Annotated in this window: 8 protein-coding genes; 5 read left to right on the top strand and 3 right to left on the bottom strand. The window is 69.4% G+C overall.

From position 1 onward, the window contains the following. Positions 1 to 3: 3 nt before the first annotated feature. Entirely contained in the window at positions 4 to 1,158 is a 1,155-nt protein-coding gene (locus tag ABEG18_RS01630; protein WP_406856360.1) for an efflux RND transporter periplasmic adaptor subunit, read from the bottom strand. Between the two features lie 220 nt (positions 1,159 to 1,378). On the opposite strand from ABEG18_RS01630, the gene ABEG18_RS01625 reads away from it, so the two are divergent. The 4 genes from ABEG18_RS01625 to ABEG18_RS01610 all read left to right on the top strand — a co-directional run bounded on the left by ABEG18_RS01625 (position 1,379) and on the right by ABEG18_RS01610 (position 8,096). Then, complete coding sequence (locus ABEG18_RS01625) at positions 1,379 to 2,275, top strand: dihydrodipicolinate synthase family protein (RefSeq protein WP_406856359.1); 897 nt, start codon at positions 1,379 to 1,381, stop codon at positions 2,273 to 2,275. A gap of 112 nt (positions 2,276 to 2,387) precedes the next feature. Further along, positions 2,388 to 5,492 (top strand): CheR family methyltransferase, encoded by a 3,105-nt coding sequence (locus ABEG18_RS01620; RefSeq protein WP_406856358.1) that lies wholly within the window; start codon positions 2,388 to 2,390, stop codon positions 5,490 to 5,492. Between the two features lie 17 nt (positions 5,493 to 5,509). Further along, on the top strand, positions 5,510 to 5,866 hold the full coding sequence (locus ABEG18_RS01615) for a response regulator (protein WP_406856357.1): 357 nt from the start codon (positions 5,510 to 5,512) through the stop codon (positions 5,864 to 5,866). A gap of 157 nt (positions 5,867 to 6,023) precedes the next feature. Then, complete coding sequence (locus ABEG18_RS01610) at positions 6,024 to 8,096, top strand: HWE histidine kinase domain-containing protein (RefSeq protein WP_406856356.1); 2,073 nt, start codon at positions 6,024 to 6,026, stop codon at positions 8,094 to 8,096. Positions 8,097 to 8,144: 48 nt separating this feature from the next. Here the strand turns inward: ABEG18_RS01610 and ABEG18_RS01605 are convergent, their stop codons facing one another. Continuing rightward, positions 8,145 to 9,314, bottom strand: a complete 1,170-nt coding sequence (locus ABEG18_RS01605) for a YncE family protein (protein WP_406856355.1) — start codon at positions 9,312 to 9,314, stop codon at positions 8,145 to 8,147. 161 nt (positions 9,315 to 9,475) lie between these two features. Here ABEG18_RS01605 and ABEG18_RS01600 point away from each other — a divergent pair, with 161 nt between their 5' ends. Continuing rightward, positions 9,476 to 9,706, top strand: a complete 231-nt coding sequence (locus ABEG18_RS01600; protein WP_406856354.1) for a hypothetical protein — start codon at positions 9,476 to 9,478, stop codon at positions 9,704 to 9,706. Between the two features lie 17 nt (positions 9,707 to 9,723). Here the strand turns inward: ABEG18_RS01600 and ABEG18_RS01595 are convergent, their stop codons facing one another. Further along, positions 9,724 to 11,238 (bottom strand): CHAD domain-containing protein, encoded by a 1,515-nt coding sequence (locus ABEG18_RS01595; protein ID WP_406856353.1) that lies wholly within the window; start codon positions 11,236 to 11,238, stop codon positions 9,724 to 9,726. Between the last annotated feature and the right edge of the window lie 43 nt (positions 11,239 to 11,281).

The following is an 11,281-nucleotide window of genomic DNA, read 5'->3' as shown; positions in this document are numbered from 1 at the left end:
GCGCTACTTCTCCGCGATCGTGTCGGCCCCCGGCTTGATGGCCACCATCCTGGGCTGCACGGCCGCGCCCGGGCGCACCCGCATCAGCCCCGAGACGACGATCGTCTCGGAGCCGTCGAGGCCCTCGCGCACCACCCTGAGCCCATCGATGCGCGGACCGGTCCGGATCGCCTTGGCGGAGACCTTGTTGTCGGCGCCGACCACGTAGACGATGCGGCGGTCCTGGTCGGCGCCGATCGCCTCGTCGGGGATCATCACGGCCTTGTAGGGCTGCGAGCCCTGGATCTGGATGCGCCCGAACAGCCCCGGCGTGAGCGCCATGGTGGGGTTGGGCAGCGACGCCCTCACCCGCATCGTGCCGCTGGCGGCGTCGACGCGGTTGTCGACGAAGTCGATGCGGCCCGGATGGGTCGGCTCGGTCTCGTTGGTGAGCGCCACCGCCACCTTGGACGCGTCGCCGCCCTGGCCGGAGCCGATGCCGTTCACGCCCTGGCGGAAATAGGCCAGGAAGGAGCGCTCGTCGATGTCGAAGTAGAACTGGATCGGGTCCAGGGAGACGATGTTGGTGAGCAGCGTGTCGTTGGCGTTGACGAGGTTGCCCTCCGATACGAGGCGGCGCGAGATGCGGCCGCTCATGGGCGCGCGCACCTGGGTGAACTCCAGGTCCAGGCGCGCCCGGCTCAGCGTCGCCTCGGCCCGGTCCGCCTCCGCGCGCGCGGCCAGCAGGGCCTGCCGGCGCTGGTCGAAGACCTGGTCGGCGATGTTGCCGGTCTTGCGCAGGTTCTCGGCCCGCTCGTAGTCGGACTGGGCGAACTCGGTGCGCGTCTTGGCGGAGACCAGCGTCGCCTCGGCCTCCTTCACGGCGTCCCGATAGGGGCGGTCGTCGATGCTGAGCAGCAGGTCGCCGGCCTTGACCATGCTGCCGTCGCGGAAATCGACCTTGGTGAGATAGCCCGTCACGCGGGCGCGGACGTCGACCTGGTCGACCGCCTCGAAGCGGCCGGTGAAGTCGTCCCGCTCGATGATCTCGGTGATGTAGGGCTTGGCCACGGACACCGTGGGGGGACCGCCCGTCTGCGCCGCCGCGGCCAGCGGCCACGCCCCGAGACCGATCAGGAGGGTCGCGACGCAGCGATGGACCAGGGTGGTGGGTTTCATCGGGTCCGCTCCTGTGGGCCTCGTCCGCCCCATGTTGCGCAGAAGCAAAACGGGACGCCAAGTTTGCTTTACAACCCTTGCGCGTCAACTGCGTGTCGGCGCCCGGCGAGCCCCGAAGCCGGCCGGACGCGGGTTTCGCCTCGCCCCCGGCGCGCCGGGGGATCGTCTTCGCGGCGCGGGTCCTGTAGAGAGTCGAGCGCCTGAGACCGGGAGTTTCGCCATGTCGTCCGTCTTCCAGGGCCTTTCGGCCTTCCCGATCACGCCCGCGGACCGGGACGGCCGGGTCGACGCGGAGGCGCTCGGACGCCTGGTCGAGCGACTCATCGCCGCACGGGTGGATTCGATCGGACTGCTCGGCAGCACCGGGACCTACGCCTATCTGAGCCGCGAGGAGCGGCGGCGCGCCGTGTCGATCGCCGCCGAGGCGGCGCGGGGGCGCACTCCCCTGGTGGTCGGGATCGGGGCGCTGCGCACGGACGAGGCCATCCGGCTCGGCCGGGACGCCCGCGAGGCGGGCGCCGACGCCGTGCTGCTGGCGCCGGTGTCGTACACGCCGCTGACGGAGCGGGAGGTCGAGGCGCATTTCACCGCCGTGGCGGACGCGGTCGGCCTGCCGCTGTGCGTCTACGACAACCCGGCGACGACGCATTTCAGTTTCACGCCGGCCCTGATCGGACGGCTCAGCCGCCACCCCTCGATCGTGGCCGTGAAGGCCCCGTCGGCGGAGGCGGCCGCCATGCCGGAGCGGCTGGCGGCCTTGCGGGCCGTGACGTCGGAGACTTTCCAGATCGGGTTCAGCGGCGACTGGAACGCCGCCGAGGCCCTGATCGCCGGCGGGGCCGCCTGGTACAGCGTGCTGGGCGGGCTGTTTCCCGATCCATGCATGAGCATCGTGAAGGCCGCGCAGGCGGGAGACGTGACCGCGGCCAGGGACGCCAACGCCGCCCTGGAGCCGCTCTGGGCGCTGTTTCGCGAGCTGAGCAGCCTGCGCGTCGTCTACGCGGCCGCCAACCTGCTCGGACTGTGCCGCGCGGACCCGCCCTTGCCCATCCTGCCCCTGGGCGACAAGGACGCCCAGCGATGCCAGGACATCATCTCAAGGTTGGGTTTGCGTTGACGCCTTATTGCGTGTGAAGTGAACGGACTGGCGGGACGGGAGGCTCGCGCCCTCGGACATCCGGATGGCGCCGCTCCCCTGGTCCTGAAGCCAGCGTCGCGATCCCGGACCGATGGCCACACCTTCCAAACCATTTCCCATCGTGGGGATCGGCTCGTCGGCCGGAGGAGTCGAGGCTCTCGGGAGCTTCTTTTCTGGAGCGCCGGAGGCCGGCGGGATCGCCTATGTGGTGGTCACGCATCTCAGCCCTGACTACAAGACCCTGCTCCCGGAGATCCTCGGCCGGCACACCAGCATGCCGGTGACGCTGGCCCGGCAGGGCGCCGAAGTGCAGCCGAACCGGGTCTACGTGCTCCCGGCCGACGCGATCCTGGGCATCGACCGCGGCAGGCTGACGATCCGGCGGCAGAGCAAGGACCATCGCGAGCGCAAGCCCATCGACATCTTCCTCAGCTCCCTGGCGGTGGACCAGGGCGAATACGCGGCAGGCGTGATCCTGTCGGGGCGCGACGGCGACGGCACGCTGGGCATCAAGGCCATCAAGGAGAGGGGCGGCCTGACCATGGCGCAGGCGTCCGGCGCGAACGGGCCGAGCCATCCGGAGATGCCGGAAAGCGCGATCTCCACCGGGCTGGTGGACCTCGCCATCCCGGCCGAGCAGATGGGCGGCAAGCTCCTGGAGTTCGCCCGCGGTTTCGCACTCCTCGATGCGGGCGCCCTCGAACAGCCGGGTTCGTCGGCCGACAAGGAATGGGCCACCGCCCACGACACGATCTGCGCCATCCTGCGCGACCAGGTCGGTCACGACTTCCGGGGCTACAAGGCGAAGACCTTCATGCGCCGGGTGCAGCGCAGGATGCAGGTCACCCAGGCGAGATCCATCTCCGATTACGTGGCGACGCTGCGCAAGGACCTGAAGGAGGTCAGCGCGCTGTTCCGGGACCTTCTCATCAACGTCACCAACTTCTTCCGCGACGCGGAGGCGTTCGAGGCTCTCGAGAAGCTCGTCTTTCCGAAGCTGTTCGAGGGCCGCGGCCCCGGCGACACCATCCGCATCTGGGTTCCAGGCTGCGCCACCGGCGAAGAGGCCTACACGATCGCCATGCTGGCGCGGGAACGGCTCGACGGCATGACCGCCCGGCCGCAGGTGCAGATCTTCGCGACCGACATCGACGAGCGGGCGCTCGCGGTGGCGCGGGCGGCCCGCTATCCGGCGGCCCTGCTGGACAGCGTTTCCAAGGAGCGCAGGGAGAGTTTCTTCGTCGCCGACGGAGGGTCCTACCAGATCAGCCGCGACGTCAGGGACCTGTGCATCTTCTCGCCCCACAGCGTCATTCGCGATCCGCCGTTCTCCCGCATGGACCTCGTGTCCTGCCGGAACCTGCTGATCTATTTCGGCCCCGACATCCAGAGCCAGGTCATTCCGACCTTCTACTACTCGCTCCGGCCGGGCGGCTTCCTGTTCCTCGGCACGTCGGAGACGGTCAGCCAGTTCGGCGACCTGTTCACGGCCGTGGACAAGAAGCAGCGAATCTTCCGGCGTCGGGACGACGTCGTCGGCGTGAACGGGCTTTCCCGCTCCGTCCGGGGGATGACGGCGATGATCGAGGCCAGCCAGACGGGTCAGCCGCGGAGCCAGTTGGCCGGCGTCGCCATCCGGCAATCCGTCGAACGGCAGGTGGTCGAGCGCCATGCGCCGGCCCATGTGCTCGTCAACAACCAGGGCGACGTCGTCTTCTACTCGGGCCGGACCGGCAAATATCTGGAGCCGGCGCCGGGCCTGCCCAGCCGCCAACTCATCGGCATGACCAAGAAAGGCCTGCGGCTGGAGCTGCGCACCGCGCTGCAGACCGCGATGGAGACCGGGCATGTGGTGGTGCGCCCCGGCGCGGCCGTCGAGGGCGAGGACGGGCGCGTCCAGATGGTCACCCTCACGGTCGAACCGCTGGCGGAGCGCCGCGACAATGAGAGCCTCTTCCTCGTGCTCTTCAGCGACGAGGGTCCGATGCTCAGCCGCGAGCAGGCGGAGGCCCGCACGGTCCTGCACGGCCAGGATGCGGCGAGCCACCTGGAAGCCGAGTTGCGGGAGACGCGCGAGCGCCTGCAAGCCCTGATCGAGGAGTATGAGACGGCGCTGGAGGAGCTGAAATCCTCCAACGAGGAGCTCGTCTCGGTGAACGAGGAGCTGCAGTCGAGCAACGAGGAGCTCGAAGCCTCCAAGGAAGAGCTGCAGTCGCTCAACGAGGAACTGCACACGGTCAATTCGGAGCTTCACGGCAAGCTCGACCAGCTCGACCGCGCCAACAGCGATCTCAGCAACCTCTTCGCCAGCACCCAGATCGCCACGGTCTTCCTGGACCGCAATCTGGTGATCCGCAGCTTCACGCCCGACGTGAAGCGCATCTTCTCCATCCTGCCCACCGACAAGGGCCGCCCGCTCAGCGACCTGTCCAGCCGGTTGCCGCTGCCCGACCTCGCCGCCGACGTGCAGTCCGTGCTGGCGTCCGGCGAGAGCATCGAGCGCCAGATCGCCGACGAAAGCGCGAACGTCTACTTCCTGCTGCGCCTTATTCCGTATCGCAACTCGGACGTGCAGGTTCAGGGCGTGGTGGTGACGTTCGTGGACGTGACCACGCTGGTGCAGTCCGAAAAGCAGCAGCGGGTGCTGGTGGCGGAGCTGAACCACCGGGTGAAGAACATGCTGGCGATCGTGATCGCCATCGCCGGGCAGATGGCCACGCCCGGCCAGAGCCTCGCCCACTACAAGACGGCCCTGATCGAACGCCTGCGCGCCATGGCCCGGTCCTATGGGGCGATCTCGCGCGAGAGATGGGTGGACGTGTCGCTGGCCAACATTGTAAAAGACGAGTTGGAGCCGTTCGGGCTGGACCGCGTGTCGCTGGATGGACCGGCGCTGCGCGTGCGGCCGCGCCAGGCGCTCTCGCTCGGAATGGTGCTGCATGAACTCGCCACGAACGCCGGCAAATATGGCGCGCTGTCCAGGGCCGAGGGCCGGGTGCAGGTGATGTGGTCCAGCCAGGACGGACGGCTGACGCTGCGCTGGCGCGAGCAGGGCGGCCCTTCGGCGGCGGTCCCCCAGGAGACCGGTTTCGGCATGCATCTGATCCAGCGCGAGATCGGCTACACGCTGCGCGGGTCGTCGGAGTTCAAATTCGATCCGACCGGGCTCTCGGTCACGCTGACCTGCCCCTTGTGAGGTCGACGGAGCCGGCCGTGGAACCGCGTCGCAAGATTCTGATCGTCGAAGACGAGTGGATCATCGCGCTGGACCTGAAGACGTCCCTCGAGCGCAGAGGCTATGACGCGCTGGGTCCCGCCCCGAATGTCGCCGAAGCGCTGGCGCTGATCCAGGGCGAGCAGGTGGACGGGGCCATCCTGGACGTGAAGCTCTTCGACGAAACCAGCTTCGCGGTGGCCGATGTCCTTCAGGAGCGCTGCATCCCGTATGTCTTCTCCACAGGCTACAACCCCGAGGAGTTGCCCGCCAAATACAGCGAGGCGGCTGTTCTGGGCAAACCTCACGACGAGCGCGAGCTGCTCGCGGCGCTGCGCCTGATGTTCGGCGGCTGAGGCCGCCGCGGCGCGCGGCCGGGGGTGCGGCGCCGTACCTCCTGCCGAACGGGCGCTGCCGACTTGCGGAGGGCGCCCAAGCGCGATCTAACACGTGATGCGGCCCTCAAGCCGTCAGCCGTTCCCTCCGGCGGCGCAGGACAGAAAATCGACGTCGATGGCTTCGGACGCAGCGCAGCGCAGACGCTACCCCATCTCCGTTCATCTGGCCGTCTTCAGCCTTTTCACGCTTCTTCCCATTTCGCTGGTGGGCACCGTCATCGCCACCCGCATGGCCGCGCAGGAGCAACTGCGCCTGGAGGCCCAGGCCCAGGCTTTCGCCAGCGACGTCTCGGGCGACATCGATCGCGAGCTCGGCGGCATGATCGCCGCCCTCCAGGCTCTCGCCACGTCGCCGGCGCTGGCGGCCGGGGATCTCGCCACCGTCTACGGCCAGGCCAAGCAGGTCCTGACGTTCCGGGGCTATGCGATCGCGATGCGCGACAGCTCCGGACAGCAGATCCTCAACACCGTCGCGCCATGGGGCAAGCCCCTCCCGGTAAGCCAGGACGAGACGGTGCGCCAGACCGACCGGCGGGTGTTCGAGACCGGCAAGCCTGCGGTCTCGAACCTCTACCAGGGCGCGGTGACCAGGCAGCCCTTCGTCTTCGTCGACATCCCGGTCCCCAGCGGCGGCGAGGTCCGCTACGCCATGAACATGGCGATCTCGCCCGATCTCCTGCGCAAGGTCGTGCTCGACGCCACCACGCCGCCGGACTGGAACGTCTCCGTCATCGATGGCGCGATGAAGATCGTGGCGCGGTCGCGCGAGCATGAGCGCTTCATCGGGTCGGAGGCCTCGGCCAGCTTTCGCGAGAACGTCGCCGCGGGCCGGACCGTGTGGCCCGGGCGCACGCTGGACGGCAGCGAAGTCCTCACGGTGGCGCACCAGTCGGCCCTGAGCGGCTGGCGCGTCGCCGTCAGCATCCCGAGGCGGACGCTGGAGGCGCCGATGCGCCAGTTCCTGGGCGGGGTGGCGGCTCTGACCGGGCTCGGCCTGCTGGGCTCCCTGGTTCTCGCCTTGGCGTATGGACGAACGCTCGCGGCGCCCATCCGCGACGTGGCGCGCGCCGCGTCCGCGCTGGGGACCGCGAAGGAGCGGCAGGCGCCCGTCAAGACCTCCATCGCGGAAGTGAGCGCCATCGCCAACGCCATGTCGGAGACGTCCGGCGAGTTGCGCCGCAGGGCGGAGGAACGCGACCGCGCGCTGCGCAGCGCCGAGGCCGGCGAACGGCGCCTTCGGGCGACCTACGAGAACGCCGGCGCGGGGATCGCCGAAGTCGACGCGCATGGGCGGTTCGTCGCCGTGAACGAGACCCTGTGCCGGATCACCGGCTATTCGCGCGAGGCGCTGCTGGGCATGCGCTTCACGGATCTGAGCGAGCCGCAAGACGTGGCGGAGGACCAGTCGGCCTTCCGCGGACAGCTCACGGGATCGCAGACGGACTATGTGGTGGAGAAGCGGTTCCACCGGCGTGACGGCGAACCGCGCTGGGTGCGCATCTTCAGCACCGCCGTGCATGAGGACGGCGCCTTCGCGTATGCGGTGCGCGTCGTGCTCGACGTCACGGACGAGAAGCGCGCCTCCGAGCACCAGCTGCTGCTGATCGCGGAGCTGAACCACCGGGTGAAGAACACGCTCGCGATCGTCCAGTCGCTGGTGCTGCAGACGCTCAAGTCCACCCCAAATCCGGAGCATTTCAAGGATGCGCTGACCGGGCGCGTGATGGCGCTGGCGCGCTCCCACGACCTGCTCAGCGACTCCGACTGGAAAGGCACGACGCTGGAGAACGTGGTGCGGCTCACCTTGGCGCCGCATGACGGACCCGACTGGCGGCGCACCATGATCGAGGGCCCGGCCATCCATGTCGGCCCGCGCTCGGTGGTGTCGATCTCGCTGATGATCAACGAGCTCGCCACCAACGCGGTGAAGTACGGCGCGCTCTCCGACCAGGACGGCAAGCTGGAGGTCTCCTGGACGCTGGAAGGGGACGGCGCGGACCAGCGCGTCGCGCTGCGCTGGTCGGAGACGACGGACAGGATCCAGGCGCGCGACGCCCGGAACGGCTTCGGCAGCAAGCTCATCCGCCTGTGCGTCGAGAAGGAGCTGGGCGGCGCCTATCGGCAGGACTTCACCGTGGGCCAATTCAGGCTGGCGGCGGCCCTGCCCGCGTCGAGCCTGGCACACTAGCCAGGCGGGGTCCGGGCGCGCGGGGCGCCCGGAGTCTCCGCTGAGGGGTTAGCCGGGCCCCATCCGGGCCGAGGCTGGGTGTCCGGGCACCTTGAAGCGCTTGCCGGTGTCGGTGACCTGGCTTCCCTCCACCTTCAGGATGGAGAAGTCCTGGTCGAGATAGTTGCCGACCAGCAGGTAGCGTCCGTCCGGCGTGAACACCGCCGCCTCGGGCAGGCCGCCGACCTCGATCTCCTTGACGAAGGTGAGCTTCTTGCCCTCGACCTTGAGGACGTTGATCGCCCCGGTCGGCTTGTAGAAATAGGCTTTCTTGCTGGCGTTGGAGCCGCGCAGGATCACCGCCACGGCGACGTCGCCCTTGGGGCTGATGGCCAGGCCTTCCGGTCCGTCGCCGACCACCACGCGGTCGACGATGCGGGGCGGGCTGGCCTCCAGGTCGATGACGCTCACGGTGTCGACGCTGCCGTCCGACGCGCCGGAGTTGCCGTTGTCGGCGGTGAGCGCGAACTTTCCGTCCGGGCTGATCGCGCCGTTATAGGGCCACTGGCCGGTGGGCAGGTCGACCTTGCCGTAGGTCACCTTGCCGCTGGCGTCGATGTCGAGCATCGCCGCCTTGTGGGCCGGAAACTTCATCGCCATGGCGCGCCTGCCGTCAGGCGAGATGGCCACATGGGCCACCACGTCGCCCATCGGGACGGTTTCGGCCAGGGTGACGTCGCCGTTCTTGATCGACAGGACGGCGACGGCGTTGTCGCCGCGCAGGGCGACGAGGGCCATGTCGCCCTTCGGGCTGAAGCTCAGGCCGGAGGGCATCTTGCCGACCGACAGTGTCTTGGCGAGCTTGGGAGGGTTGGCCTTCAAGTCGATGACGTGGACCTTGTCGTCGACGACCTGCTTCAAGGCCTCGCCGTCCTTCACCACATCCACGGAATCGGCCACCAGCGCGATGGAGCCCGTCGGGTCGATGGCGACGTTGGTCGGCGGGCCGACGACCGAGTTCTTCAGCGGCAGCGTCGCGACGATCTTGGGCTCTTCGGGGTTGGCGAGGTCGACGATGACGACGTTGTCCTTGCCGGGGGCGGACAGCACCGGCTTGCCCTCGTCGTCCCAGACCAGCTTCTCGTCATTGCCCACGATCATGAACGGCGCCGCATGGACGGCGGACGCCGCCATGCCCATCGCCAAGGTGATGAAGACCGCTTCCGGCCACCTGCGCATTATGCATCCTCCCGTTTGTTATGCGGCCGCCCCCTCGCGGGCGAACGGCCAACGGGAGCATACGCCTCCCGGACAGGGTTCAAAGGCCGATTGAGGCGAACAGAACGGGCCGACGCGCGTTGGCTCTTCGTCGATCCCTTTCACGTCCAGGAGCTTCCCCCATGCGCAGCCTGCTCATCGCCACCTTCATCTGCCTCTCGGCCGCCGCCTGCGCGACGCGCCAGCAAGCGACGGGGACCGCCGTCGGAGCGGTGGGCGGAGCCGTGGTGGGAGGCCCGGTCGGGGCCGTGGTGGGCGCCGGAGCCGGCGCGGTCGTGGCGGCGCCGGGCGGAGTGGTCGACCAGGCGAAGCCGCGCAAGAAACGCGTCGTTCGCCGTCACCGCACGACCTGACCTCAAGAGGCCGCGCGTCAGGCCGACCAGAACGGCGTGACGCGGCGGAGCCCGTCATGGGCGGCCTGCGCGCCTTTCAGGAGGGTGTGGGCGCCGGCGGCCGGGGCCGCCGCGATCAGGCCGGCGGCGAAGAGGGTCCGGGGATCGTGGATCCCGGCTGCATCCTGCGCCAATCCGGTCATCAGGGCGGCGCTGACGCGCACGTCGTTCATCGCGCCGAGTTCGTCCTGGAGGTCGTTCAAGCCCTCCAGGAGCCTCTTGAAATCCTTTCGGGGCGCGAGGCCCTCGAAGGGCTCGACCATGTAGCGCAGCTTCTTGGCCCTGATGCGGACGCGGTGGCGTTCGTCTGCGTCCAGAGCGGCGAGGTCGTCGCCCTGCTTCAGGACCTTGCGCAGGCGCCGGTCCAGCGCGCCGCGGACGACGTCGAGCACGGGCCGGCTCCGCATTCCAGCGTCCAGTCCGTCGGCGGCCAGCGCGCGGGCGAGGTCCAGGCTCATCGCCAGGAACCGTTCCGACTCGAGCGCCTGCTCCAGCGCGTCGTAGGACGCGTCGCGCCGGTCCGAGATGGCGCGCTCCAGGCCGTCGAAGCCGGCGGCGTCGGGGTGCGCGTTCCGGGCGGCCGGCAGGGTCTCGGCCAGGAACACGTCGAGGTCCCGCGCCTCGCCGAGCAGGCCGGAGATCCATTTCAGGCCCTCCTCGGGCGCATCGCCGTGAGCGCCGTCCAGCACGGGCCCGAACAGGGACCAGAACGCCCTCAACCGGCGCGCCGACACGCGCGCCTGGTGCAGCGCCTCCACATCGCGGGTCGCCAGCAGCAGCTCGCAATTGTCGAAGAGGGCGGCCGCGCAGCGCTGGCCGATATGAAACGCGGCCTCCCCGGCCGACATCGTCTCGCAGACATCGAAGGCCGGCTTCTTGCGTGGCGCACCGAGCTCGCCCCGCAGCAGCCGGTATCCGCGCTCGCTCTTGCTCGTGAAGGAGAGCACGCCGCGGCCGTGAGGCGCGATCTCCCGGGCCGCCGCGAAGAGCGCCTCGGGCGAGCCACGCTTCAGCTCCAGCTCGAGCTCGCACAGAGCGTGCTCCTCGTCCCCGGCCCGGATCACGCCCGTGTCGAGCGCGGCCTCCACGAGGGAGCCGTCGCGTTCGAGCAGCAGCGTCCGGCGCTCGACCTCCACGGTGAAGACGGGACGCAGCTCGTTGCGGATCCGGCTCTTGTCGAGAAGGATCTCGGCGGGCGAGCCCTTTGCGGCGGCGAGGTCGGGCTGGTCGCCCGCGACGACGCTCTCCCATTCGCCGCGTCCCAACGCCGTCCCGGCGCTCTTGACGGTCTGGACGGTCCGCCGACCGTCATGGCGGAGGCGAAGCACGACGCCCTTGCGGCGGAGCGCCAGGTCGGGCGTGTCGAAATAGACGGCGCGCAGGTTCGAGATTTGGGGGTCGCCAGCCGCCAGCAGCGCCGGCGCCCGCAGGAGGGCGTCCATGCGGCCGGGGCGCAGCAGGAATTTCAGCTCGATCTCGGTGTTCGGCGTCATGCCCAGTCATCGCGCGCCCGCAGCGCTTGTACAAGCGCCCGCG

It is taken from the genome of Alsobacter sp. KACC 23698, from assembly GCF_045348435.1.
GTDB lineage: Bacteria > Pseudomonadota > Alphaproteobacteria > Rhizobiales > Beijerinckiaceae > Alsobacter.
This window is presented reverse-complemented; position numbering and strand designations above follow the sequence as displayed.